Source organism: Enterobacter sp. RIT637 (genome assembly GCF_019718755.1).
In the GTDB taxonomy this organism is placed as follows: domain Bacteria; phylum Pseudomonadota; class Gammaproteobacteria; order Enterobacterales; family Enterobacteriaceae; genus Enterobacter.
In genome coordinates, this window is record NZ_JAIHAZ010000023.1 from 22,932 (window position 1) to 48,584 (window position 25,653).

At 58.2% G+C, this 25,653-nt stretch carries 25 protein-coding genes; 5 read left to right on the forward strand and 20 right to left on the reverse strand.

Annotation, left to right across the window (positions count from 1 at the left end; genetic code table 11):
- Positions 1–28 precede the first annotated feature (28 nt).
- Complete coding sequence (locus tag K5E19_RS21725; protein ID WP_032662554.1) at positions 29–1,024, reverse strand: ABC transporter permease subunit; 996 nt, start codon at positions 1,022–1,024, stop codon at positions 29–31.
- Positions 1,021–2,541 carry a sugar ABC transporter ATP-binding protein gene (locus K5E19_RS21730; RefSeq protein ID WP_221553041.1) on the reverse strand — a complete coding sequence of 507 codons (1,521 nt, stop codon included), beginning with the start codon at positions 2,539–2,541 and terminating at the stop codon, positions 1,021–1,023. The genes K5E19_RS21725 and K5E19_RS21730 overlap by 4 nt, the downstream gene beginning before the upstream one ends.
- A gap of 181 nt (positions 2,542–2,722) precedes the next feature.
- On the opposite strand from K5E19_RS21730, the gene K5E19_RS21735 reads away from it, so the two are divergent.
- Positions 2,723–5,002 carry a hybrid sensor histidine kinase/response regulator gene (locus K5E19_RS21735; RefSeq protein WP_221553042.1) on the forward strand — a complete coding sequence of 760 codons (2,280 nt, stop codon included), beginning with the start codon at positions 2,723–2,725 and terminating at the stop codon, positions 5,000–5,002.
- Positions 5,003–5,071: 69 nt separating this feature from the next.
- The gene (gene yjdP / locus K5E19_RS21740) at positions 5,072–5,398 is read left to right on the forward strand and encodes a DDRRRQL repeat protein YjdP (RefSeq protein ID WP_221553043.1); all 327 of its coding nucleotides are present in this window, start codon (positions 5,072–5,074) and stop codon (positions 5,396–5,398) included.
- 82 nt (positions 5,399–5,480) lie between these two features.
- Here yjdP and phnP read toward each other — a convergent pair whose 3' ends face one another.
- The 16 genes from phnP to K5E19_RS21820 all read right to left on the reverse strand — a co-directional run bounded on the left by phnP (position 5,481) and on the right by K5E19_RS21820 (position 17,306).
- The gene (gene phnP / locus K5E19_RS21745) at positions 5,481–6,239 is read right to left on the reverse strand and encodes a phosphonate metabolism protein PhnP (RefSeq protein ID WP_221553044.1); all 759 of its coding nucleotides are present in this window, start codon (positions 6,237–6,239) and stop codon (positions 5,481–5,483) included.
- 9 nt (positions 6,240–6,248) lie between these two features.
- Positions 6,249–6,683 (reverse strand): aminoalkylphosphonate N-acetyltransferase, encoded by a 435-nt coding sequence (gene phnO / locus K5E19_RS21750; protein ID WP_221553045.1) that lies wholly within the window; start codon positions 6,681–6,683, stop codon positions 6,249–6,251.
- Positions 6,676–7,227, reverse strand: a complete 552-nt coding sequence (gene phnN, locus K5E19_RS21755) for a ribose 1,5-bisphosphokinase (protein ID WP_221553062.1) — start codon at positions 7,225–7,227, stop codon at positions 6,676–6,678. The genes phnO and phnN overlap by 8 nt, the downstream gene beginning before the upstream one ends.
- Positions 7,224–8,360 (reverse strand): alpha-D-ribose 1-methylphosphonate 5-triphosphate diphosphatase, encoded by a 1,137-nt coding sequence (gene phnM / locus K5E19_RS21760; protein WP_221553047.1) that lies wholly within the window; start codon positions 8,358–8,360, stop codon positions 7,224–7,226. The genes phnN and phnM overlap by 4 nt, the downstream gene beginning before the upstream one ends.
- Positions 8,357–9,037: a phosphonate C-P lyase system protein PhnL gene (phnL, locus tag K5E19_RS21765; RefSeq protein WP_221553049.1), complete on the reverse strand. Its 681-nt coding sequence runs from the start codon at positions 9,035–9,037 to the stop codon at positions 8,357–8,359. The genes phnM and phnL overlap by 4 nt, the downstream gene beginning before the upstream one ends.
- 88 nt (positions 9,038–9,125) lie before the next feature.
- Complete coding sequence (gene phnK / locus K5E19_RS21770) at positions 9,126–9,881, reverse strand: phosphonate C-P lyase system protein PhnK (RefSeq protein ID WP_213329605.1); 756 nt, start codon at positions 9,879–9,881, stop codon at positions 9,126–9,128.
- The gene (phnJ, locus tag K5E19_RS21775; RefSeq protein WP_047646863.1) at positions 9,878–10,723 is read right to left on the reverse strand and encodes an alpha-D-ribose 1-methylphosphonate 5-phosphate C-P-lyase PhnJ; all 846 of its coding nucleotides are present in this window, start codon (positions 10,721–10,723) and stop codon (positions 9,878–9,880) included. Before phnJ ends, phnK begins: the two co-directional genes overlap by 4 nt.
- Positions 10,716–11,780: a carbon-phosphorus lyase complex subunit PhnI gene (locus K5E19_RS21780; RefSeq protein WP_221553050.1), complete on the reverse strand. Its 1,065-nt coding sequence runs from the start codon at positions 11,778–11,780 to the stop codon at positions 10,716–10,718. The genes phnJ and K5E19_RS21780 overlap by 8 nt, the downstream gene beginning before the upstream one ends.
- Positions 11,780–12,364: a phosphonate C-P lyase system protein PhnH gene (phnH, locus tag K5E19_RS21785; RefSeq protein ID WP_096150964.1), complete on the reverse strand. Its 585-nt coding sequence runs from the start codon at positions 12,362–12,364 to the stop codon at positions 11,780–11,782. The genes K5E19_RS21780 and phnH overlap by 1 nt, the downstream gene beginning before the upstream one ends.
- On the reverse strand, positions 12,361–12,813 hold the full coding sequence (phnG, locus tag K5E19_RS21790) for a phosphonate C-P lyase system protein PhnG (protein WP_063144952.1): 453 nt from the start codon (positions 12,811–12,813) through the stop codon (positions 12,361–12,363). The genes phnH and phnG overlap by 4 nt, the downstream gene beginning before the upstream one ends.
- Positions 12,814–13,539, reverse strand: coding sequence for a phosphonate metabolism transcriptional regulator PhnF (gene phnF / locus K5E19_RS21795; protein ID WP_221553052.1), 726 nt, complete (start codon positions 13,537–13,539; stop codon positions 12,814–12,816).
- A 20-nt stretch (positions 13,540–13,559) separates the two neighbouring features.
- Entirely contained in the window at positions 13,560–14,339 is a 780-nt protein-coding gene (phnE, locus tag K5E19_RS21800; protein WP_221553054.1) for a phosphonate ABC transporter, permease protein PhnE, read from the reverse strand.
- Positions 14,340–14,456: 117 nt separating this feature from the next.
- Positions 14,457–15,473, reverse strand: a complete 1,017-nt coding sequence (gene phnD, locus K5E19_RS21805; protein WP_221553055.1) for a phosphonate ABC transporter substrate-binding protein — start codon at positions 15,471–15,473, stop codon at positions 14,457–14,459.
- Between the two features lie 23 nt (positions 15,474–15,496).
- The gene (phnC, locus tag K5E19_RS21810; protein WP_221553056.1) at positions 15,497–16,285 is read right to left on the reverse strand and encodes a phosphonate ABC transporter ATP-binding protein; all 789 of its coding nucleotides are present in this window, start codon (positions 16,283–16,285) and stop codon (positions 15,497–15,499) included.
- 173 nt (positions 16,286–16,458) lie between these two features.
- Entirely contained in the window at positions 16,459–16,890 is a 432-nt protein-coding gene (gene yjdN, locus K5E19_RS21815) for a VOC family metalloprotein YjdN (protein ID WP_221553057.1), read from the reverse strand.
- An 80-nt stretch (positions 16,891–16,970) separates the two neighbouring features.
- Positions 16,971–17,306 (reverse strand): zinc ribbon domain-containing protein YjdM, encoded by a 336-nt coding sequence (locus K5E19_RS21820; protein ID WP_042719123.1) that lies wholly within the window; start codon positions 17,304–17,306, stop codon positions 16,971–16,973.
- Between the two features lie 596 nt (positions 17,307–17,902).
- Here K5E19_RS21820 and crfC point away from each other — a divergent pair.
- Together crfC and K5E19_RS21830 are read left to right on the forward strand one after the other, a co-directional pair.
- Positions 17,903–20,257 (forward strand): clamp-binding protein CrfC, encoded by a 2,355-nt coding sequence (gene crfC, locus K5E19_RS21825; RefSeq protein ID WP_221553058.1) that lies wholly within the window; start codon positions 17,903–17,905, stop codon positions 20,255–20,257.
- Positions 20,254–21,129: a YjcZ-like family protein gene (locus K5E19_RS21830; protein ID WP_221553059.1), complete on the forward strand. Its 876-nt coding sequence runs from the start codon at positions 20,254–20,256 to the stop codon at positions 21,127–21,129. The genes crfC and K5E19_RS21830 overlap by 4 nt, the downstream gene beginning before the upstream one ends.
- Positions 21,130–21,190: 61 nt before the next feature.
- Here K5E19_RS21830 and kdgT read toward each other — a convergent pair whose 3' ends face one another.
- Positions 21,191–22,183 (reverse strand): 2-keto-3-deoxygluconate transporter, encoded by a 993-nt coding sequence (kdgT, locus tag K5E19_RS21835; protein ID WP_214606317.1) that lies wholly within the window; start codon positions 22,181–22,183, stop codon positions 21,191–21,193.
- Positions 22,184–22,829: 646 nt separating this feature from the next.
- Between kdgT and proP the strand changes: the two genes are divergently transcribed.
- A complete protein-coding gene (gene proP / locus K5E19_RS21840) occupies positions 22,830–24,332 on the forward strand; it encodes a glycine betaine/L-proline transporter ProP (RefSeq protein WP_221553060.1) in 1,503 nt (500 codons plus the stop codon).
- Between the two features lie 33 nt (positions 24,333–24,365).
- On the opposite strand, the gene K5E19_RS21845 is transcribed toward proP, so the two are convergent.
- Positions 24,366–25,319: a nickel/cobalt transporter gene (locus K5E19_RS21845; RefSeq protein ID WP_221553061.1), complete on the reverse strand. Its 954-nt coding sequence runs from the start codon at positions 25,317–25,319 to the stop codon at positions 24,366–24,368.
- Between the last annotated feature and the right edge of the window lie 334 nt (positions 25,320–25,653).

Below are 25,653 nucleotides of genomic sequence, written 5' to 3' on the forward strand. Positions count from 1 at the left end.
TTTTCCTCGAAGCTGTAGGATTTTGTTGTTATGCACTTTGATGGTGTCGGGTACGGTATTTGTCGATCAGCACCGCTATGATGATCACCGCCCCTTTGATCACCAGCTGCCAGAAGTAGGAGACGCCCATCAGCGTCATGCCGTTGTTGAGGGTGGCGATGATCAGCGCCCCTACCAGCGTGCCGGTGATCGTGCCGATCCCGCCGACGAAGCTGGTACCGCCGAGGATCACCGCCGCAATCGCGTCCAGCTCGTACCCCGTGCCGAGGTTGCCGTTGGCGCTGTAGAGGCGTGAGGCGCTCATCACCCCACCTAAGCCCGAGAGCAGGCCGCTCATGCCGTAGACAAACAGCAGCACCAGCCAGACCTTAATGCCGGTCAGTCGCGCCGCCTGCATGTTGCCGCCCACCGCGTAGATGTGGACGCCGAGCGTGGTGCGGCGCAGGATAAACCAGCAGATAGCAATCACCGCCAGGGCGATCACCACCAGCCACGGAATGGGTCCGAGGTAGTTATTGCCGATCCACTCGAAGCTGATGTTGGAGTTAATGACCGTGGTGCCGTCCGCCAGCAGATAGGCCGCGCCGCGCAGCGCCGTATAGGTGCCGAGCGTCACGATAAACGGCGGCAGCCCGGCAAAGGCCACCAGCGCGCCGTTAAACAGGCCCAGCACCATGCCGAGCATCAGCGCCGCCGGAATGGAGAGCATCGCAAATTCAGGGATCAGCGAGACCACCATAGCTGCAACCGCCGTAGTACCCAGAATCGAGCCCACAGAGAGGTCAATCCCGCCGGTTAAAATGATGAAGGTCATTCCCGCCGCCAGCACGATGTTGATCGACGCCTGACGGGTAATATTCAGCAGGTTGCTCTCGGTGAAGAAGTTAGGGGCGATAAAGCCAAACACTGCGACGATCAGGATTAAAATCGGCAGGATGCCGACCGTTTGCATCAGATCGCTCATCAGCATTTTTTTGGCGGAGGCGGATTTCGCCACCTGCTGCGGATGGGTTGGAGTTGTCATGATTGCACCGCCTGATGATGAGTGTCGTTCACGCCGGTTGCCAGCGTCATAATGTTTTCCTGAGAGATGTCGCGCCCGTGCAGTTCACCCGCGATGCTGCCTTCCCGCATCACGTACACCCGGTCGCTCATGCCCACCACTTCCGGCAGCTCGCTGGAGATCATTAAAATCGCCACCCCTTTGTGCGCCATCTGGTTCATGATGCGGTAGATCTCGCTTTTCGCGCCGACGTCCACGCCGCGCGTGGGTTCGTCCAGAATCAGAATGCGCGGACCGATGGCCACCCAGCGGGAGATCAGCAGCTTTTGCTGATTGCCGCCGGACAGCCCGCCCGCGCGCACCTGCGAATGCGGCACGCGGATGTTGAGCAGGGCGATAGCGTCATCGGAAATCGACTGGGCTTTTTTGCGGTTTAACATGCCGAAGGTTGCGTCGCGCTCAAGCGTCGCCATGGTGATATTCTCCTGCGCCGCCAGCTCCAGAAACAGCCCCTGCTCCTTGCGGTTTTCAGTGAGGAAACCGATGCCGTTATCGATGGCCGCGCGCGGGGAGTGGATCACCACCGGCTCGCCGTCCACCTCAATCATGCCGCCGGTGGCCTTACGCACGCCGAAGATGAGCTGCGCCAGCTCGGAGCGTCCGGCTCCGACCAGCCCCGCCAGCCCGACGATTTCGCCGGAACGCACCTGCAGGCTGCACGGCTGTACTTTTTTACCGTCGGTGAGGTGGTGGACGTTCAGACGAGGGCTGCCGAGGGGAATATCACGCTCTTTGTTGAACAGGTCGCTGAGCGGGCGGCCCACCATCATGCGTACCAGCTCAGAGGCATTCAGCTTGTCGCGCGTCAGGCTGCCGACGTACTGTCCGTCGCGCAGCACGCTGACGCGGTCGGAGAGTTCATACACTTCCGCCATGCGGTGGCTGATATAGATAATCGCCATCCCTTCATCGCGCAGGCGCAAAATCAGTTCAAACAGGCGGTGCGTTTCCCGCGAGGAGAGGGCGGCGGTGGGTTCATCCATCACCAGGATGCGGCTGTTGCGGTGCAGCGCGCGGGCGATTTCCACCTGCTGCTGCTCGGCGATGGTCAGCTTCATCACCAGGTCGGTGGCATTGAACTGTGCGCCGAGACGGTCAATCACTGCCTGCGCCTGGGCGGCCATCTCCTTGCGCTGGACCAGCCCGCCGCGCGACAGCTCGCTGCCGAGGAAGATATTTTCGGCCACGGTCAGATTGGGTGCGAGCTGCATCTCCTGATAAATCAGGGTAATGCCTGCGGCCAGCGCATCTTTCGGCCCTTTAATGTGAAACGGCTGGCCGTCGATCAGGATCTCGCCGCTGGTGGCGGTATAGGCTCCCGCGAGGATCTTCATCAGCGTGCTTTTTCCCGCGCCGTTTTCCCCCATCAGGGCGTGGATCTCACCGGGGAAGACCGTCAAATCCACACCCTTGAGCGCGTGGAAATTGCCAAAGGTTTTGGCAATGTGGCGCATCTCTAAAACCGGGGTTCTGCTCATGGCGGATCTCCTGCGAATATCGATATCTGCACTTCATCACAGGTGCGTAAATGCAAAATGTCAGAAGCCGTTCATATTTGTCATAGTTATGAATAGCTAATCGCCGTCACATTTCTCTTTTCTCTCTCCCCGTGGGAGAGGGCCAGGGTGAGGGCACCAAATCGCAGAGGAGCCCAAATCCATGCCATCACGCCCCCCGTTTTTCGCCAGCGCCCGAGGCCGCCTGCTGATTTTCAATCTGCTGGTGGTCGCCGTTACGCTGATGGTGAGCGGCGTGGCGGTGCTCGGCTTTCGTCACGCCAGTCAAATCCAGGAGCAGGTTCAGCAGCAAACGCTGGATGACATGACCGGCAGCATGAACCTGGCCCGCGATACCGCCAACGTGGCGACGGCGGCGGTGCGGCTTTCGCAGGTGGTGGGGGCGCTGGAGTATAAAGGCGAAGCCGAGCGCCTGAAGCAGACGCAAATGGCGCTGCGCCGCTCGCTGGAACAGCTTGCGGAAGCGCCGCTGGCGCAGCAGGAGCCAGCGCTGGTGGCGCGCATTATTCAACGAAGCAATGAATTACAGCAAAGCGTGACGGAGATGTTGGAGCGTGGACAGCGACGCCATCTGGAGCGTAACGCGCTGCTGAGTTCGCTGTATCAAAACCAGAGCTACCTGCGGCATCTGCAGGACATCAACCGCCGCTATGGCAGCAACGTACCGGATGCGCAGCAGCTGATGGAGATGGACCGGCTGATCGCTGCTGCCATCGACACCCCTTCGCCGCGCGCGACCATTCATCAACTGGACGCCGTGGCCGCAACGCTGCCTCAAAATGCCGTACAGCCTGTTGTGAAGGGGGTTCTGCCTGATTTTAATGCCGAGTTAGCTAAGCTCGCCCCGCTGTCGAAGCAGCTGGAACAGAGCGATCTGGCGATAAGCTGGTATATGTTCCACATCAAGGCGCTGGTGGCGATCCTCAACGGCGACATCAATCAGTACGTCGAGCAGGTGGCGAACGCCTCCACGCTTCGTACCGCTCAGAGCCATCAGGAGTTGCGCTCGATCAGCGTGTTTATCAGCATTTTCGCCGTACTTGCGCTGATCATCACCGGGTGCGCCTGCTGGTATATCTACCGCAATCTGGGCTCTAACCTGACGGCTATCTCCAGAGCGATGTCGCGCCTTGCGCACGGCGAGCAGGATGTTTCGGTGCCCGCGCTGCAGCGGCGCGATGAGCTGGGCGAACTGGCGCGCGCGTTTAACGTTTTTGCCCGCAATACCGCCTCGCTTGAGCACACCACGCGCCTGCTGAAAGAGAAAACCACGCAGATGGAAATTGACCGCGTCGAGCGTCAGGGGCTGGAAGAGGCGCTGCTGCACAGCCAGAAAATGAAGGCGGTCGGACAGCTGACCGGCGGGCTGGCGCATGATTTTAACAACCTGCTGGCGGTGATAATGGGCAGCCTTGAGCTTACCGACCCCGAATCAAAAGACGCGCCGCGCATTAGCCGGGCGCTGAAGGCGGCCGAGCGTGGTGCCTTACTGACGCAGCGCCTGCTGGCGTTTTCCCGCAAGCAATCCCTGACGCCGCATGCGGTAGAGATGCTGCCGCTGCTGGAGAACCTCCGGGAACTGATGCGCCACTCCCTGCCTGCCACCCTGACCCTGGAGATTGAAGCGCAATCGCCGGCCTGGCCCGCGTGGATAGACGTCAGCCAGCTGGAAAACGCCATTATCAACCTGGTGATGAACGCGCGCGATGCGATGGAAGGACAAAGCGGGGTGATAAAAATCCGCACCTGGAATCAGCGCGTCACCCGCAGCGACGGGCGCAGGCAGGATATGGTGGCGCTGGAGGTGATTGACCGCGGCAGCGGCATGTCGCAGGAGGTAAAATCTCGGGTCTTTGAACCGTTCTTCACCACCAAGCAGACCGGAAGCGGGAGCGGGTTAGGCCTGTCGATGGTCTACGGCTTTGTGCGCCAGTCCGGCGGTCGCGTGGAGATTGAAAGCGCGCCGGGGCAGGGAACGACCGTCCGGCTTCATCTCCCGCGCTCGACGCTGCCCGCCGTTTCGGAGGATGAAGCGCTGGCTGCCACAACGTCCGTGGATAACGAGCGGCTGGTCATGGTGCTGGAAGATGAGACGGACGTTCGTCAGACCCTGTGCGAACAGCTGCATCAGCTTGGCTACCTGACGCTGGAAGCGGACAACGGCGAACAGGCCCTGAGCATGCTGGCGGCGTCGCCGGATATTGGCATGTTTATCAGCGACCTGATGCTGCCGGGAAGCCTGAGCGGCGCTGAAGTGATAAACCAGGTGCGCAGCCATTATCCGCAGCTTCCTGTGCTGCTGATCAGCGGCCAGGATTTGCGACCCGCGCATAATCCTCAATTGCCGGACGTTCAGTTACTGCGCAAGCCGTTTACGCGGGTGCAGCTGGCACAGGCGCTGCGGAAGGTCATGGTAATTTGAGATTCCTCCGCTACCCCAGTTCTCTGCCGTTCATTACCGTAAAGCCAGTCAACCTGTGAGACTGGCTCTATGAAACGTTACTCTACCGCGCTGTTATTTGGCCTGCTGTCTTTAACCAGCCAGCTGGCTCACGCCGATGTGATTGATGATGCCATTGGCAACATTCAACAGGCGATCAACGATGCTTATAACCCCAGCAGCAGCCGCAGCAGCGATGACGACGACGATCGTTACGATCGCAGCCGCCAGACCGACAGCCGCCAGTACGAGGATCGTCGTCGGCAGCTTGAGGACAGACGCCAGCGCTTAGATGAGCGCCAGCGCCAGTTGGATGACGATCGCCGTCGGTTAGAAGAGGATGAGCGCAGGCTAGAAGACGATTACGATCGAGGCTAAAGCCTGGTGGCGCTTCGCTTACGCAGGCCTACAAAACCCTGGGCCGTAGGCCGGGTAAGGCGCAGCCGCCACCCGGCAAAACTCAGTCGAGTACCAGCACCATCCCGTCATAGCCCGCTTCAATCCCCTGTGGTAGCGGGTTATCCATCATCCACACGTCAAACTGATGGCTGATGTGGGTCAGGATCACCTGCGGGCAGCCAATGACTTCGTTCAGCGCAATCACGGTAGTTAGGTCGCAATGGTTGCGCGGCGTTTCCTCGCGCGGTTCATGGCTGCAGTCGATAACCATCGCCTGCGGCTGGTTGTTGAGCAGAAACTTCACGGTTTTCTCCGGCAGCCCGGCAGTATCCGAAAGCCATGCCACCCGGCTGTGGGCAGATTCAAGCAGATAGCCAAACGTCAGCTTTGAGTGGTTCAGCGGCAGCGGCGTGATCCGCAAGCCCTGGAGTTCGAACATCACAAACGGCTCGACCGTGTGGCCGAAGTCCAGTATTCCCGGGTGCTTAAACAGGTCGTCGCAGCCCGCTTCGTCCGGCGGGCCGTAAACCGGAATTGTCGCTCCCACGCCCCAGCGAAGTGGGAACAAACCCTGAACGTGATCCATATGATAGTGCGTGAGCAAAAACTGCTGGAAGCTGCCCGCCGGCCAGTCGTCCATCAGGTGCGGAATGCCCGCATCCAGCAGCGTCACCGCATCGTTGAATTTGACCACCGCGCTGCAGGGGCGACGGCGATAGTTGTCCTGCAGGCGCGCCCGGCGGCACGCCGCGCAGTCGCAGCCAAAGACTGGCACCAGCTGTGCTCCTCCGGTTCCTGTCAGGGTGATGGTCAGGCTCATAACGCACCTCTACAGCGGTTTGGTGAATCGGAAATGGCTCTGCGTATATCCTTCACGAACGTAAAAACGGTGCGCGTCAGTGCGCTTCACGCTGGTGGAAAGCTCCGTTAGCTCGGCACCAGCCTCGCGTGCGAACGCTTCCGCCCATGCCAGAAGCTGGCTGCCCACTTTGTGCCCACGCGCCTGTGGCATCACCACCAGCTCCTGGAGCTCACCGATCCAACGCGCATGGTGCAGGTGAAACTGCATGTGCAGACCGATCATGCCGATGACCTGCCCGTCCAATTCGGCAAGCTGGTAGCGCATGTTGTGATCCTGCAGGTTGGCAAGGTAGCCCGCGTGGAACGCCTGATGGTCGAACTCGGCCTGCTTCAGTTCGCAGATCAGGGCATAGACAATCTGCGCATCGTCGGCGGTGGCGGGGCGAAGCTGGCACTCAGGCATGCTGTTTCTCCTTCTGGCGGATCAGCGTTAAAAAGGTCTCGACTGACTGTAGCAAACTTCCGTCGTTATTGAGGATATGACAGCCCGACGGGGTGTAGCGCGCCGCGCGCGCCAGGCGCTGATCGATCTCTTTCGCGTTCTCCCGCCCCCGGCTTTGCAGTCGGCTGCGCAGAATATCCGGTGACACCTGCAAACAGATCGGCAGCAGCGCCGCCTCATACCGGGCTTTTGCCTGCGGCAGATGCGCGCGCGAGCCGTTAACCAGCACGTCAAAACCCGCGTGCAGCCAGAGGTCGATCTCAATGCCGACACCGTAATAAAAGCCGTTGGCGTGCCAGCTCAGCGCCAGCAGGTTTTGCCCGGCGCGGGTAAAAAACTCCTGCTCGCTCAGGGCGATATGGTTTTCACTTCCGGCGTTGGCCGCGCGGGTTATGTACCTGTGCGCGACCAAAAGCCGCGCGTGTTCCTGCTGCCGCAGCGCCGACAGCAGGCTGTCTTTCCCGGAGCCTGACGGCCCCATCAGCCAGATGAGTTTTCCCATCAGAACACCCTTTTTCCCTGACGCCAGACGTGGTCGATATGAACGTGCTCGCCCTTGCGGTGGGCGAGTACCAGATCCGCGCGTTTACCCTCGGCAATCTCACCGCGATCGTGCAGGTTGAGCGCGCTGGCTGGGTTTTTGGTCACCAGGCGAATCGCCTGCGGCAGCGTAAAGCTGTTGCCCTCGTCATCCGCCACCCGGAACGCCGCATCCAGCAGGCTGGCGGGGTAGTAGTCGGACGAGAGGATATCCAGCAGGCCGAGCGAGGCGAGCCTGCTTGCCGCCACGTTACCGGAGTGCGAGCCGCCGCGCACAATGTTCGGCGCGCCCATCAGCACGTTCATGCTGTGTTTGCGGGAGGCTTCAGCCGCCTCGAACGTGGTGGGAAATTCGGCGATCACGCTGCCAAGCTGGTGGGATTCGCGCACGTGATCGTGCGTGGCGTCGTCATGGCTGGCCAGCGCGATGTTGCGGTCACGACACATCGCGGCAATCCTGAGGCGGTTAGGCTGCGACCACTTGGCCGCAAGCGCCAGCTGCTCCTCCTCGTAGCGCGCCATCTCTGCGTCGTTGAGGGAGTATTTGCCCTGATAGTATTCGCGATACTTTTCAATGTTGGCGAACTGGCGCTGCCCCGGCGAGTGGTCCATCAGGGAGACCAGCAAGACCGGCTCGCGGCCCACCAGCTTTTCAAACAGCGGCAGGGTGGTGTGGTGCGGCAGCTCACAGCGCAGGTGCAGACGATGCTCGGCGCGGTTGAGGCCGCGTTTCTGCGTCTCCTCCACGGCGTTGATCATCTTCTCCAGATTCTCCAGGCGATCGCCGCCGTCGCGCACGTCGCCGATCGCTACCGCGTCCAGCACCGTAGTGATGCCGCTGGCGACCATCAGCGCGTCGTGGCTGCTCATCGCCGAATGGGCGGGCCAGTCCACCTTCGGGCGCGGGGTGAAGAATTTGTCCAGATTATCGGTATGCAGCTCAATCAGTCCCGGCAGCAGCCACCCGCCTTCACCGTCCATCGCTTCAGGGGTACGGCTCTGGGTTTCGGCAAAGGCGCGAATAACGCCTTCATGGACTTCAACCGAGCCATCAACGACTTCATTTTCCAGCACCAGCCTGACGTTATTGATAATCATGCGTTTGTCCCCATCGGGTGCAGTCTGTCTGCGACACGGCTGCGAACGGTTTCGTCGTGGAAGATCCCGACGATCGCCGCGCCGCGCGCTTTGGCCTGTTCGATCAGATCCACCACGGCCGCGCTGTTTTTAGCGTCGAGCGAGGCGGTGGGTTCATCCAGCAGCAGAATCGGGTAGTCGACAATAAAGCCGCGGGCGATATTGACGCGCTGCTGCTCGCCGCCGGAAAAGGTCGACGGGGCAAGGTGCCACAGGCGCTCAGGCACGTTGAGACGCGTCAGCAGGCTGGCGGCTTTGGCGGCGCAGGTTTCACGCGGCACGCCGAGATCCAGCAGCGGCTGCATCACCACGTCCAGGGCGGAGATCCGCGGGATCACCCGCAGAAACTGGCTGACCCAGCCGATCGTCGTGCGGCGCACGTCCAGCACTTGACGCGCCGGGGCCTGCACCAGATCGACCCACTCATCGTTGTGGCGAATGCGGATATGGCCTTCGTCCGGGAGGTAGTTAGCGTACAGAGAGCGCAGCAGGGTGGATTTTCCGCTGCCGGAATGGCCGTGCAGCACCACGCATTCGCCGCTGCTGACCTCTAGCGAGGCATTTTGCAGTACCGGCAGGCGTACGCCGTTTTGCTGGTGGAGCACAAAGGTCTTACTTACGTTTTGTACGTGGATCATGTTGGCCTCGTGGCGTTTTCTTGCCGGGTGGCGGCTTCGCCTTACCCGGCCTACAAGGGACTGCGTTCGTTTTGCCGGGGTGGCGCCCTCAATTCTGCAACACGGACGACACCAGCAGCTGGGTGTACGGATGGTGTGGATCGTCGAGCACGCGGTCGGTTAACCCACTTTCCACCACCTGGCCCTGCTTCATCACCAGCAGACGGTCCGCCAGCAGGCGCGCAACGCCTAAATCATGGGTGACAATTACCACTGCAAGGTTCAGCTCCACCACCAGGCCGCGCAGCAGGTCGAGCAGGCGCGCCTGCACGGAGACGTCCAGCCCGCCGGTGGGTTCATCCATAAACACCAGCTTCGGGTGGGTGACCAGGTTGCGGGCAATCTGCAGGCGCTGCTGCATCCCACCGGAGAAGGTCGTCGGCAGGTCGTCGATGCGCGAGGCGGGGATTTCCACCTCCTCCAGCCAGTGCTGTGCGGTGGCGCGGATGTTGCCGTAGTGGCGCGCGCCGGTGGCCATCAGGCGTTCGCCGATGTTGCCTCCCGCCGATACCTGACGGCGCAGGCCGTCCATCGGGTGCTGATGCACCACGCCCCATTCGGTGCGCAGCAGGCGGCGGCGCTCGGCCTCGCTTATGCCGTAGAGGGAGCGTCCCTGATACAGGATCTCGCCGTGTTGCGGCGTCAGGCGCGCGGAGATGGACTTCAGCAGGGTGGTTTTGCCGGAGCCGGACTCGCCGACGATCCCCAGCACTTCGCCCGGCCACAGCTCGAACGAGACGTCGCTGAAGCCTTTGCCCGGCGCATAAAGATGGGTCAGGTGATTAACCGAAAGCAGCGGTTTCATTGGCCATTCGCCTCGCTCTGTTGGCGGCAGTAATCGGTGTCGGAGCAGACAAACATCCGTTTGCCCGTGTCGTCCAGCACCACTTCGTCCAGATAGCTGTGTTTGGATCCGCAGATGGCGCACGGTTCGTCCCACTCCTGCACCGTAAACGGGTGATCGTCGAAATCGAGACTTTCCACGCGGGTGTAAGGCGGGACGGCGTAGATGCGTTTCTCGCGCCCGGCGCCGAACAGTTGCAGGGCGGGCATCATGTCCATCTTCGGGTTGTCGAATTTCGGGATCGGCGACGGGTCCATCACGTAGCGCCCGTTCACCTTCACCGGGTAGGCGTAGGTGGTGGCAATATGGCCGAAGCGGGCGATATCCTCATACAGCTTCACCTGCATCACCCCGTACTCTTCCAGCGCGTGCATGGTGCGGGTCTCGGTTTCGCGCGGCTCGATAAAGCGCAGCGGCTCCGGGATCGGCACCTGGAAAATCAAAATCTGATCTTCAGCCAGCGGGGTTTCGGGGATGCGGTGACGGGTCTGGATCAGCGTCGCATCTTCGGTTTTTTCGGTGGTATTGACGCCGGTAACGCGCTGGAAGAAGCTGCGGATCGACACGGCGTTGGTGGTGTCGTCGGCACCCTGGTCGATGACCTTCAGCACGTCCGCCTCGCCGATCACGCTGGCGGTGATCTGAATACCGCCCGTGCCCCAGCCGTAGGGCATCGGCATTTCGCGGCCGCCGAACGGCACCTGATAGCCCGGAATAGCCACCGCTTTTAAGATGGCGCGGCGGATCATGCGTTTGGTTTGCTCGTCCAGATAGGCAAAGTTGTAGCCGCTTAAGTTAGCCATTGGCGCGCTCCCGTTGCAGGCGTTTCAGCAGTTCCAGTTCGGCCTGGAAATCGACGTAGTGCGGCAGCTTGAGGTGCGAGACAAAACCGGCGGCCTCAACGTTATCCGCGTGGGCCAGCACAAACTCTTCGTCCTGAGCCGGGCCTGCGACATGCTCGCCGTAGTCCGGCGCCTGCAGGGCGCGGTCAACCAGCGCCATTGCCATGGCTTTGCGCTCGCCGAGGCCGAAGACCAGCCCGTAGCCGCGGGTAAAGTGCGGGTCTTCATTTTCGGGCGCGACAAATCCGTTCACCATTTCGCATTCTGTCATCAGCAGTTCGCCGACGTTCACCGCAAAACCCAGCTCTTCCGGCACGATTTCGACGTCGATGTAGCCGCTGCGAATTTCGGCTGCAAACGGGTGGTTGCGCCCGTAGCCGCGCTGGGTGGAGTAGGCCAGCGCCAGCAGATAGCCTTCGTCGCCGCGCATCAGCTGCTGCAGGCGGGACGAGCGCGAGCACGGGTAAACCGGCGGCGTGCGGGTGATGTCATCCGGCTGCGCGCCTGAATCTTCCTCCGCCTTCGCCAGACCCTGTTTTGCCAGCAGGCTGAAGACGTGCGGAGACGGTTCCTGTTCGGTGTCAGAAGTGCTGAGCTGCGGCGCTTCGCCGTTCGCCAGCAGGGTAAAATCCAGCAGGCGATGGGTGTAGTCATAGGTTGGGCCAAGCAGCTGGCCGCCGGGGATGTCTTTATAGACGGCAGAAATGCGGCGCTCCAGGCGCATCTCCGCCGTGTTCACCGGCTCGCTGACCGCCAGTTTGGCAAGCGTGGTGCGGTAGGCGCGAAGCAGGAAGATGGCTTCCACGTTATCGCCGCTGGCCTGCTTCAGGGCCAGCGCCGCCAGCTCGCGGTCGGCGATGCCGCCCTCGGTCATCACGCGGTCGACGGCGAGATTGAGCTGCTGCTCGATCTGGGCGACGCTCAGCTCGGGAAGCTGTTCATCGCCCCGTCGTCTGTGCGCCTGTAGCGCATGGGCGGCGGCGATGGCCTTCTCGCCCCCTTTGACGGCAACGTACATCAGCACACCTCCACGTGGGTGGTCCGCGGGATTGCCAGCAGGCGCTCGCCGCAGGTCAGGATCAGGTCAATGCCCAGCGGGAACGGGTGCGGGCGTTCGGTCAGCTCGTGAATGATGCACTCCGGCAGCTGCGGCGCGACCATGCGCTCGTCGGCGATGCCTGCCCCCGTGAGGCGCAGCATGCGGCCGCCGCTCAGGCTGGAGACCTGCAGGATCAGCGTGGCGCTGGTCTCCGGGGCGACGGCGCTGCCTTCGCTCAGGGCGTTGAGCTGTTCATGGCTGATTTGCTCGTCGGCCACGGCAAAAACCGCCTGCTGGGGCTGATCGACCAGCGGAGCGCCGGTGTGAAAACGCAGGTTCTGGCTGGCGATATCGTTCGACAGCGCGCCCGAGAGCCATACCGGGGTGTCGTTGTCGGCAAGCGTCAGCAGCACGCTGGTGGTCGCCAGGTTCAGCGGCAGCCAGCCCTGGGAGAGCTGGTGCAGCGAGACGATCACGCCCGGCTCGCTCATCGCTTTCAGCAGGCGACGAAAACTGTGTTGGGCATCCTGGACGGCCAGGGTAAAGGCAGGTTGAAGCGTCATGCGTTGTCTCCGCGAACGAGCGTAAAGAAGTCGACCCGGCTGGCGTTCACTTCGGCCTGACGCGCGGCAATGCGCGCGGCGCGGTCGGCTTCCAGCGGGGCAATAAGGGTTTCCATCAACGTCTGAAAATAGGGTTGTTCCTGTAAAAGCGCGTCGATCACCGCGCAGCGCTCGGCGTGCGCTTTGTCGCGCCCCAGCACGTAGCTGTAGCCCAGCGTGCCACTGTTCAGACGGATCGCGGCGCGGGTGAGGGTGGCGTCACCGGCGAAGAAGCGCTCGCCGGTGCCGCCCATGCGCGCCTGGATCTGAACGAGGCCGATCTCCGGGGCGCGGAGGGTGTCGTAATCGGGTGCCAGACTCAGGGCGCTCATGCGGGCAGAGAGCGCGGCAGGCTGGCTGTGGGCCAGCACGCGCATCCAGCGCTGTCGGGTAGCGGTGTCGAAGTGCATTCAATGCTCCATGGTGAATTCGATCATGTCGGCGCGGGTCAGGCTGACGGAGTATTCCGTCGCGTTGATCTCGCCGTCACGGTGATTGAGGGTGCGCACGCAGAGCAGCGGAGCCATATTGGGGATTTCGAGAACCTTGCTCTCTTTCGCCTGCGCGCGACGGGCGCTGATGCGCGTCTGGGTGCGCTTGAGGGCAATACCTGTCGCATCCTGAAGAAAGTCGTGCAGGGAACCGCTGGCAAAGTTTTGCAGTACAGGCCAGAGGGCGAGGTCCGCGAAGTAGTGGTCTATCTGGCACACCGCCACGCCGTTAACGCGGCGCAGGGTGCGCAGATGAATGACGCTATCGCCCTCCTGAATGCCCAGCGCGTCCGCCACGTGGCTGGAGGCCGGGCGCAATACCGAGAGCAGCTTTTCGCTGGTCGGGTGGCTGCCCTGGTCCAGCAGGTTCTGGCTAAAGCGCGCCTGGGCGTTTAGCGGGTAGTCGAACGGGCGCATCAGCACCAGCACGCCCACGCCCTGACGGCGCTGGACCCAGCCGCGCTCAACCAGCTGGTCAATGGCGCGGCGCAGGGTGTGTCGGTTCACCTCATAGCGGTCGGCAAGCTGCTGCTCGGCGGGAAGGTAGTCCCCGCAGCGGTAGTGCGTGCGTAGCTCCACTTCGAGCTTTGCCGCAATCTCCTGCCAGCGGGTCGGGTAACTGGTCGGATGTCTGGATAAGTGCATAGAAAACAAAGCCTCGCTTCTCAGATGAAGTGCTTACGCAAACGTTGAGAGAGGAAATCCAGCAGGCTGACGGTGACGATGATGAGCACCATCAGTGCGCAGGTTTGCTGGAACTGGAAACCGCGAATTGCTTCCCACAGGGTGACGCCAACCCCGCCTGCGCCCACCATGCCGACCACGGTTGCGGAGCGGACGTTGGACTCAAAGCGGTACAGGGAGTAGGAGATCAGCAGCGGCATCACCTGCGGCAGTACGCCGTAGAGAATCTCTTCGATTTTGTTGGCACCCGTGGCGCGGATGCCTTCCACCGGGCCGGGCTCGATGGCTTCGACCGCTTCGGAGAGCAGCTTGGAAAGCACGCCGGTGGTGTGGATGAACAGCGCCATTACGCCGGCGAACGGGCCCAGGCCGACGGCGACCACGAACAGCATCGCAAAGACCATCTCGTTGATGGCGCGACAGGCGTCCATCAGGCGACGCATCGGCTGGTATACCCACCACGGCACGATGTTTTCGGCGCTCATCAGGCCAAACGGAATGGAGAGAACGACGGCAAGGGCGGTGCCCCAGACGGCGATTTGCAGGGTGATGGCCATTTCGCTGAGATAGTCCTGCCACTGGCTGAAGTCCGGCGGGAAGAAGTCGGCGGCGAAGGTCGCCATGTTGCCGGAATCTTTGAAGAGCAGCAGCGGATCCATTTCCGCGCCCTTCCAGGAGATAACCAGCACCGCCAGCAGGATGGCCCAGCTGATGAGCGAGAACCAGCTGCGCTTCGGCGGTGGTAGGGTGATGGTTTGCATGTTGACTCCTTTGGTTTTAGTCCCCTCTCCCTTGAGGGAGAGGGTTAGGGTGAGGGGGAAATGTGCGCGCTGATGCCCTCACCCCGGCCCTCTCCCACGGGGAGAGGGAGAAAGGCACTACTGCACTGCTTTATTCACGCTGGTCATTGCACCGAGCGCGGCGGTCAGGCGGTCGAGATCGTCCAGCTGGGCCTGAATTTCAGAGACTTTGCTGGTCTTCTCATCTTCCTTAAGCCCTTTGTTGTCCTTCACGCCCTGCATCTGCTTGAACAGCGCCAGCTGGCGAATCGGAACCAGCTGCAGATCGCTTGATGCGCGGAACGGTGCCCAGCCCAGATGTTCAAGAACCGCTTTCTCTTCCGGCGTTTTGCCGTAGTTCATAAAGAAGTCGTACACCTTGTCCTTGGTGCTTTCGGTGAGGTTTTTACGCCACACGATCGGGTCGCCCGGGATCAGCGGCGATTTCCAGATAACCTTCAGCTCTTTCAGCTTGTCCGGCGCGGAGGTCTTCAGCTTGTCGAGGTTTTCGGTGTTGTTGGTGGCAACGTCCACCTGCTTGTTGGCCACGGCCAGAGCGTTGGTTTCGTGGCTGGCATTGACGGTGCGCTTGAAGTCGCTGGCGGAGGCGTTGTTTTTGGCGAAGACGTAGTAGCCCGGGACGAGGAAGCCGGAGGTGGAGTTCGGATCGCCGTTGCCGAAGGTCAGCTCTTTGCGTTTGGCGAGCAGGTCGTTGAGGTTGTTGATCGGGCTGTCTTTGTTCACGATCAGCACGCTCCAGTAGCCCGGAGAGCCATCTGCCGCAACGGTCTGGGCAAACACCTGTCCGTTCGCGCGGTCCACCGCTTCCATGGCGGAGAGGTTGCCGTACCAGGCGATGTCCACTTTATTAAAGCGCATCCCCTGGATGATGCCCGCGTAGTCCGGGGCAAAGAAGGCGTTCACTTTGATCCCCAGTTTGGTTTCCATATCTTTCAGGAACGGTTCCCACTGGGGTTTCAGGTTCTGCTGTGATTCCGTCGAAATAATGCCGAAGTTCAGCGCTTTTTCCTGCTCTTCCGCATACGCCGGGCTTAACAGGGTGCTGATGCTGAACATGCTGGTGAAGGCCAGCGCGGCAACCGTTTTATAGCTCATTTCCATTCCTCGTTATGGGGACGTTATGCAGCCTGCGCGTTCTCTTCGACGCGATTAATGCTGCGGTAGAGATGGTCAAAACGTTCGTTATCAAACTGGTGGCTTGCGCCATCAAAGAACACGTGCCCCTGACGCAGGGCGACGATGCGCTCGCAGTAGCGCAGGGCGTAATCCACCTGATGCAGCGTCACCACCACGGTGATGCCGTCGTGCTGGTTAATGTCGCGCAGGGTTTCCATTACGATGCGTGCCGATTCCGGGTCCAGCGAGGCGATGGGTTCATCGGCAAGAATGATTTTTGCTTTCTGCATCAGCGCGCGGGCGATAGCGACGCGCTGCTGTTGTCCACCGGACAGGGTGGAGACGCGCTGGTGGGCGAAATGCGCCATGCCGACGCGGGTCAGCGCCTGTAAGGCTTCCTGCTTCTGGGACGGGGAGAACCAGCGCAGGCAGGTACGCCAGAACGGGGTGCTACCGAGCGCGCCAATCAGCACGTTCTCCAGCACCGTCAGGCGGTTAACCAGGTTGAACTGCTGGAAGATGTAGCCCGTCTGGGCGCGGCTTTTGCGAATATCGCTCGCCAGACGGCCCGCGCGCTGCACGGTATTGCCCAGCAGCTCGACGTGGCTTTCCGGCGTTTTATCGCAGGTGATGAGGCCGCTTAAATGGCGCAGAAGGGTGGATTTACCTGAACCGGACGGCCCGAGAAGCGCCACCATGTCGCCCTGCTGGACGGTCAGATCAACGGCATGCAGCGCCTTGTTGTGATTGAAGGTCTTGCTCAGTTTCTCGACGCGGATGACGGTTTGCATGTGCTGGGCCTCACGATAAATGTGGCCTCATGCTGGCGCATCAATGTGACATTTGGGTTAAGTGTGGGTTGCGGGAATTTGAAGAGTTGAGGGGAGTTTTATGACAATCACCGTAGGCCCGGTCAGCGCAGCGCCACCGGGCGCTGTTGCCGGATGCGCTGCGCTTATCCGGCCTACGATTTAACGACGTTAATCATCCACGGCACGCCGTATTTGTCGGTGACCTTACCGAAGCCGTGCGCCCAGAAGGTTTCCTGCCAGGCCATTTCGACATTTCCGCCTGCGGCGAGATTGTCGAACCAGCGCTTACCTTCTGCCACGTCCTGGGTGTCGAGCACCAGCGTGAAGCCCGCGTACTGCGCGCTGCTGCCGGGCGGTATTCCGTCGCTCATCATGATATCGCTGCCCGCGATGCGGACGTTAGAGTGGGCGATGGCGGAATCGGGAAACTGCATGCCGGACGGACAGCCTTCCTCGCTGTTTTCGTCTTTTGGCATTTCGCCGAAGGTGATTTTATAAAGGAGTTCTGCGCCGACGGCTTGCTGGTAGAAAGAAGTGGCTTCTGCACAGTTGCCGGCGAAAGAGATGTAGGGACTTAACGGCATAATCTTTACCTCACGTAAGAAAAGCCCGTTAAGTGTAGTTCCCGAAAACCCGGTAAGCGAAGCGCCACCGGGCGGGTAAATCAGTTCTTTTTCACGAACTCGGATTTCAGTTTCATTGGACCGAAGCCGTCAATTTTGCAGTCGATGTTGTGATCGCCTTCAACCAGACGGATGTTCTTCACTTTGGTGCCGATCTTCAGCATGGAAGAGCTGCCTTTCACCTTCAGATCTTTCACTACGGTGACGCTGTCGCCGTCGGCCAGAAGGTTGCCGTTCGCATCTTTTACGATGAGGGTATCGCTGTCCTGCGACGGCTCGGCGTCATTCCATTCGTGTGCGCATTCCGGGCAGATGAACATGCCATTATCTTCGTAAGTGTATTCAGAATTGCATTTCGGGCAGTGTGGGAGTTGCATGTCGGTATCCTCAAAAAAGTGTTAACACGCTGGAAAGTGCCAGCTAAATGACGGCAGAGTGCCGAAAAAGGCGGCAAGTATAACGCAAATCCACACTTTTGTCGGTGCTATTGCATAATAAAAAAAATGCAAAAATTGTGCGGCGAGTGACACTTGCTGTCAGTCAGTTAAGCGATGCTTTGATGCATTAAGACGATGGAAAGAAATGATGCTAAATATATCGAATATTTTATTGCATCAAATTGCTACGCTCTTCCATTTCGGATAAGGTTAAGCAACAAGTTGTTATTTATCCATGTTCACCAACGCCATTCATCCCATGGTGGTGGGGAGTTACCTCTCTTTTTAGGTGGGTAAATAGCAATGATATATCCTGATGTTTCCTGAAAATGAGCTACGCTTTTTATCTTTTGGCTTTCCGGCCAAGGGGGCCGTTTTACGCGCCTTGCAAGGATGGTTATTTATTTCTGATAGCCATCAATTAGTTATATTTTGCGAACATGTTTCCATACGTGATCATATAAGCCGAAACAGCATAATCAAAACAAAGTGGCTTAATAAAAGTAATAAATTTGCGTTAAGGAAAGGCTTTTATCATGCACACACAGACCATTTTTGAATTAAGCCAGGAAGCTGAGCGTCTGTTACAGCTCGCGCTACAGAATCTTGAGACCTTGAAATCAATGCCAGGTTCGATGCTGGATAGCGCGACGGCCGCGGTGAGAGGCGTTAATAATAATGTACTGCCCTTACATTTCAGCGCCCGAGGCGTCGATGCTCAGCAGGCGATGCTAAATAATGAATTACGCAAAATAACCCGCCTCGAAATGGTATTGGCCATTGTCGGGACCATGAAGGCGGGTAAATCAACCACCATTAATGCGATTGTGGGTACCGAGGTATTGCCGAACCGCAACCGGCCAATGACTGCGCTCCCGACGCTGATCCGCCATACGCCGGGTCAGAAGGAGCCGGTACTTCATTTCTCGCATGTCTCTCCTATTGACGCGTTGATCCTGCAACTGCAGAAAAAGCTCTGCGATGACGATCGCGGCAAGCTGGCTCAGCGTCTTGAAATAGATAAAGACATGAATACCCTGCTGGAGCGTATCGAAAAAGGTGAGCCATTTGAAAAGCATCATCTGGGCGCGGAGCCGATATTCCATTGTCTGAAAAGCCTTAACGACCTGGTGCGCCTTTCTCAGGCGCTGGGTGTGGATTTTCCGTTTTCTGAATATACGGCCATTGAACATATTCCGGTCATTGAGGTGGAGTTTGTGCATCTCGCAGGGCTGGATGTCCATCTGGGTCAACTGACGTTACTCGACACGCCGGGGCCAAATGAAGCCGGACAGCCGCATCTGCAAAAAATGCTCAGCGAGCAGTTGGCTCGCGCCTCGGCTGTCCTCGCGGTGATGGACTATACCCAGCTCAAATCGATTTCCGATGAAGAGGTCCGTCAGGCGATCTCGGTGGCGGGGAAATCGGTCCCCCTGTATGCGCTGGTCAATAAGTTCGATCAGAAAGACCGTAACAGCGACGACGAGGAACAGGTCCGGGCGTTGATTTCCGGCACATTAATGAAGGGGAATATTTCGCCTGGGCAGATTTACCCGGTTTCTTCGATGTGGGCCTATCTGGCCAATCGTGCCCGCTATGAGATGGCCGCTAACGGACGGCTCCCTGATCATCAGACGCAGCGCTGGGTGCAGGATTTTGCCGAGGCAGCGCTGGGACGTCGCTGGCGAACAGCCGATCTGGACGATATCGACCATATCCGTCATGCCGCGGACCTGCTGTGGGAAGACTCGTTGTTTGAACAACCCATCCGTAAGTTGATTTATGCCGCGTATGCCAACGCCTCGCTGTTTGCCCTGCGTTCGGCTTCCCACAAGCTGCTCAACTATGCGCAGAATGCCCGGGAATATCTCGATTTTCGCTATCAGGGGCTGACCGTCGCTTTTGACGAGCTGGAGCTGAATATTGCCCGGCTTGAGGACGACATGGCGCAGATAAAAACGCGCCAGAGCGTGGTCAGTGATGAAGTGCAACACGAAGTTGAAGAGGCGCTTAGCGCAACGGATGAGTTCATGGCGCGGCAAAAGCACGCGCTGCAACAGGCGATTGGGCAGGTCTTCAGTCACAGCAATATTATGGGGGTCGCTGGTATCGACCCGCTGAGTGTCCGAAACGACGCAGTGGAAGAGGCACGACATCTGGTGCTGGACGACGAAGGACAGGCGCAGGTTGTACTGAGCAAGATCAGCTCCTCATGTGAACTGATCATGCTGGATGCGCAGGATAAGATCTGTCGAGAGCTGGTGCTGCGCTTCGATCAGCTTGAATCCACGCTGGCACGCTCGCTGAATGAGGCCATGCGCCCCATAGAAACGCGGATTAAAGCGCAGCTGAGCCATGCGGGCTTTCGGGCGCGGATCAGTTTCCCTGCGTTTCAGCCTAATCAGCTGAACTTCAATACGCGTGCGCTGTTCAATGATGCCATTGCGATGGATAACCGTCCTGCCGGACGAACTTCGGGTGCGGGCAGCATGCGTGAAACCGTCTCGCGCTGGTTGAACAATCCGGGCTGGGGCTGGGAGGACGCTGTCGCGACGCGCACACGATACGTCATCGATATCGCGCAGCTTCATGACAAATTTAAACTCCATATCGACCAGTTTTGTGAACAAATCGGTAAAGCTTTAGCCGCGCAGGTCGATGTCTCTGTTACGGCAGGTATGGCGACTTTCTTTGCAGAATTTTCATTATGCCTGACCGGGTTACAGGAAAGCTTGCGTGATAGTCTCGCAGTGCGTCAGCAAAATGCGCATTCGACCCGAGCGCTCAGCCAGATGCTGAAGCAAAGTCTTACGACTGCAACGTGGATTCAGGAAGATACCCGACTGTTACGCGATGATATTCAAACCCTATTCGCGGCAGAGCAACCATGACAACACAGGTACTGGACGGTCCCGGGCGGACGCTGGAGTGTATTCATCCCAAATTTATGGTCGATCTGGTTCAGGGCGTGGACGCTGCGCGTCATCCCCATCTGGGGCCGCAGCAGCTGCAGTTTCGTGAGCGTTTGACTCAGGAAATCATGACGCACACCCGGCTACGTCCGTGGGCGATGGCGGGAATGTTGACCGAAAATACGGCATTGCGTCTGGGGCTGGCGGAGAAGCTGGCTGGAATGCTCGATCCTGGCCATCTGGCGCTGACCCGTATGACCGATAAATTGCTGGCGCTTCGGCAGCAGACGAACCCGCGCACCGTTCAGCCTCCGGGTCTGATACAGCAGTATGAAGAACTCACCGCTCACTTTAGCCAGCGCGCGGCTTATAAAGAGAAAGCGCTGACGCAGCGTGGGCTCACGGTTCAGGCGGGCGAGCATAGTGAGCAGATTTTTACCCGCTGGCGTGCCGGTCAATACGACAGTTGGTCTTTGGCTGGCCGCTGTTACGTTGTTCTGGAAGAATTACGCTGGGGGGCGTTTGGTGATGCGTGCCGCCTGGCAAATGACGATGTGGCGGCCATGCTCAAGGATAACCTGCGCAGCATGGCGGCGAATTATCTTGCTCAGGGTATTAATGCCTCTCCCACCACCCGACACTTTTACCATCAATGGCTGACAACATCCGCATCCCCCGGTCTGATGGATTATAAGGATATGCTGGGCTGGTTGGGGGACTGGTGCCTGGCGGATAAGCATCCGGTGTGCTGGTCGGTGACGCAGAGCTGGCAGACTGTCGCGCTGGGCATGCCGAGGCTCTGTTCGGCAAAACGGCTGGTGGATGGGATGGTGGAAGAGATTTTTGGCTGATCCCTTCCCCCTCACCCTAACCCTCTCCACGCAGGGGAGAGGGGATGGTTTGGTGTGGTTTTTAATGATTCATTTCTATTGGTTTCGGTTCAGGCAGCGTCTCTTGCACATTTCCGTAGCGTTTCGCATACAGCGCCGTGATGATGGGGACCAGAATCGCGGTGACAATTACGCTGGCGGCAACCAGCGCTGTGGCTGACGCGGCGACCGGTTCGAAGGCTGGGTTAATTTGGGCAATAATCACCGGGTTTGCGACGGCAGCCCCGGCGGCCGAAGACGCGGCGACACCCGCGGTTCCGTTTCCGCCTCCAATCACGCGGTCGGCAATAATCAGCGGAATACCGGTGATGATGATGACGGCAACACCCAGCACAATACCCAGCAGGCCGGTATCCAGAATCACGTTCAGGTTGATGGTGTTACCCAGTGCGAAACCAAAGAACGGGATCAGTACCGGCGTAGCTTTACTGAAGAAATCGCGCAGATCGTGATCCAGATTACCCAGCGCAAAACCGATCAGGAATGGCAGGATCGCACCGACAAAGTGGTGAGGTTCAAAGGAGGCAAGACCGGCAGAGCCCAGGATCAACATGGTCATCAGCGGGCCGGACTCCAGCGACATCAGCACGAACGCGCCGGATTCTTCTTTGGTGCCGTACTGATTCATCAGGCTGGCATAAAGACCACCGTTGGTCATATCCATCGCTGACACGATGGCGAGCACGGATAATCCGGCAAAGAATCCGGTCTGAATGCCGTTCTCCGGAATGAACATCGCACAGATCATGGCAACAACCCAGGCGACGGCAATTTTTGTGATAACCAGTGTTCCTGATTTGCGTAATACCGTACCCGTGGCACGTAAATTAATGGATGCACCGATACAAAAGAACCATACCGCCAGAATCGGTACCGTTCCGCTAATCATGCCTTTTGTGAATCCACCAAAATAAGCGCCGGTATTCGGTGCCAGTGTATTTAAGATCGCACCAAGTACCAGCGGAACCAACATCATACCGCCGGGGATACGTTCTATAGTGGCTTTAATCTTCATGTCTAACCCTCGCATCTCGCCCCGCGTATCTGGCGGAAGGCTTCAAAAATAGATAAATAAATTCAATGAATTACCAACCTTCAGGAAGGGGCTAATTCGTTATCCATGCAATAAAATTAAATGAGTGTCTTCCGTTTCTTTTGTTCGAAAGCACTAGAGATGATGTTTGCGGATTTATGATGCGATCTTTGGAATTGCGATTCAATGAAAATAAAACAGTGTTTTAGTTATCTTGATCACATAATGAATGTAAACAAAGCATGCGGCGTTTTATTATTAAAATTTATGTAAATTCGATGTGACGGAATGTGGCTTAATCCTTTGCTGCGCACCGAATAATAACGGACGGAAGCATATTTTTTTGCGCGCTTGAGAAAGTACGCATTCTCAGGAATTGACAAAGTCTGACATGATTTGACGAACGGGAAAAAGATATGTGAAGTTGATCACATATATAAACGCTGGTAGGGTAAAAAGGTCACTAACTGCCCAGACAGGCGTCAACAGGTTCGGTTGTATCGACGTGAAACGTCAATGTAAGTAAACCTGCTACGCTTGAATAAGGCGATTCGCATGGAGCGAATCCCAGGTTCACAGAACGCGAGTTAACTGTGGAACGGACAGGGCTAAGTCTACGAGGAAAGCTATGCTAAGAAGGAAAAAGGTTAAACCCATTACGCTTCGCGATGTCACGATTATCGATGACGCAAAACTGCGTAAAGCGATCACCGCCGCCTCGCTCGGTAATGCGATGGAATGGTTCGATTTTGGTGTTTACGGTTTTGTTGCCTATGCATTAGGTAAAGTGTTCTTCCCCGGTGCCGACCCAAGCCTGCAGATGATTGCCGCGCTGGGTACGTTCTCCGTTCCCTTCCTGATTCGCCCGCTGGGTGGTCTGTTCTTCGGTATGCTCGGTGACAAATACGGTCGCCAGAAAATACTCGCTATCACCATTGTGATTATGTCGATCAGTACCTTCTGTATCGGCCTGATACCGTCCTACGCCACCATAGGCATCTGGGCACCGATTCTGCTGCTGCTCTGTAAGATGGCGCAGGGCTTCTCCGTCGGGGGCGAGTATACCGGTGCGTCGATCTTCGTTGCGGAGTATTCACCTGACCGTAAGCGTGGCTTTATGGGCAGCTGGCTGGACTTCGGTTCGATTGCCGGGTTCGTGATGGGCGCGGGCGTCGTGGTGCTGATTTCAACCGTCGTCGGTGAAGAGAACTTCCTCGACTGGGGCTGGCGTATCCCGTTCTTTATCGCGCTGCCGCTGGGCATCATCGGTCTTTACCTGCGTCATGCGCTGGAAGAGACGCCAGCGTTCCAGCAGCACGTTGAAAAGCTGGAGCAGGGCGACCGCGAAGGGCTGCAGGAAGGTCCGAAAGTATCGTTCAAAGAGATTGCCACTAAACACTGGCGCAGCCTGCTGACCTGTATCGGTCTGGTGATTTCCACCAACGTGACCTATTACATGCTGTTGACCTACATGCCGAGCTACCTGTCGCATAACCTGCACTACTCGGAAGATCACGGTGTGCTGATTATTATCGCCATCATGGTGGGTATGCTGTTTGTGCAGCCGATTATGGGGCTGCTGAGTGACCGCTTCGGTCGTCGACCGTTCATCATTCTCGGCAGCGTGGCGCTGTTTGCGCTGGCGATCCCGGCCTTTATTCTGATCAACAGTAATGTGCTGGGGTTGATTTTCGCGGGGCTGCTGATGCTGGCGGTGATCCTGAACTGCTTTATCGGGGTGATGGCGTCAACATTGCCTGCGATGTTCCCGACGCACATTCGTTATAGTGCGCTGGCTGCGGCGTTCAACATCTCGGTTCTGATTGCGGGCCTGACGCCGACGCTTGCCGCCTCTCTGGTGGAAAGCACGCAGAACCTGATGATGCCTGCTTATTATCTGATGGTTATTGCAGTCATTGGTCTGGCAACCGGTCTTACCATGAAGGAGACGGCGAACCGTCCTCTGAAAGGGGCCACGCCTGCGGCATCCGATATCCAGGAAGCGAAAGAGATCCTGCGCGAGCACTACGATAACGTAGAGCAGAAGATAGAGGATATTGACGCAGAGATTGAAGAGCTGCAGAAGAAGCGCTCCCGCCTTGTTGATCAACATCCACGGATTAACGAGTAATAATGAAACCCGCCGCTGGCGGGTTTTCTTTTATTAGCATCCGGCGGCAATATAGTCGCCGTTGGCGCTGATGGGGATCACCGTCAGGAACAGGACGGTGGCGAACAGAATCAGCACGATCCCTCCCGCAATTTTCACGACCGGCACCAGCCAGCTCAGCGATGACCCGCCGCCGAAATACGCCACCGTGCGTTCACGGGCATAACGTACCGCCAGCGAGAGACCCATAATAGAAAGCGCGGTACCCAGTGACATGGTCATCACCGCGGCGATCCCCCAGGTGACAATGCCGAGCGCATTCGAGAACATCAGGATCATGATGGCGCCGCTGCACGGTCGCGCGCCAATCGCCATCACCACGCCCAGCCGCGTTTTCCAGTCGCCTTTTGTCAGCTCGGCTCCTACGCCATGATGACCACAACCGCAATGTTCATCATGCGGGTGGAAGGGCTTGATGGAGGAGATTGTCATTCGACGCGGCCGCAGGCTTTTCAGTGCCTGATAAATCACATATGCGCCGAATGCACCAATAAGGACGGCGCTGACCTTCTCTACATACCATCGGCTGGTGCTGATATCCCCCGAGGCGAGGTTAAACCCTATCGCCAGTATAAAGACAAAGAGTATGGCGCTGACGCCCTGCATCAGGCTGCCGAGAAACGGCACAACCCGGGCGGCCAGTTCGCTTTCTTTATTTGTACTGAGATAGGTGGTGACAATGAATTTGCCATGTCCCGGTCCGATGGCGTGAAGTACGCCATAAAGGAAGGAGCCGGTTAGCAGCCACAGACCGCCGCTGTACTGATGGTTATTCAGCTGGAGCAAGTACATCACCAGATAGCGATGTAAGGTGATTTGGGTGGCGAGGCACCACTGAATAAAGGCGTTCCAGTGCGTATGAAGCGTAAAACCTGCAAAGAGGAGTACCAGCACCATTAGTCCTGCTGTAGGGATGCGCCAGTCACGGGTGAGACGTTGTGTGGTCATGGGAGGAGCCTGCAGGGGGAATATTTGTCGCTAGTATAGTGGATTTGAAGGGCGACTGTGGATAAGTCTGTGCGTAAAAAGGTATAAGGCGGGGTTTTGCTGTGGAATGCAGCAGTCAGTCATTTTTCTGTCATTTAGCGGTTGCGGCCTGCTGATAACTCCCTATAATGCGCCTCCATCGACACGGCGGATGTGAATCACTTCACAAACAAGCGGTTCGGTTGAAGAGAAAAAATCCTGAAATAACGGGTTGACTCTGAAAGAGGAAAGCGTAATATACGCCACCTCGCAACGGTGAGCGAAAGCCGCGTTGCACTGCTCTTTAACAATTTAT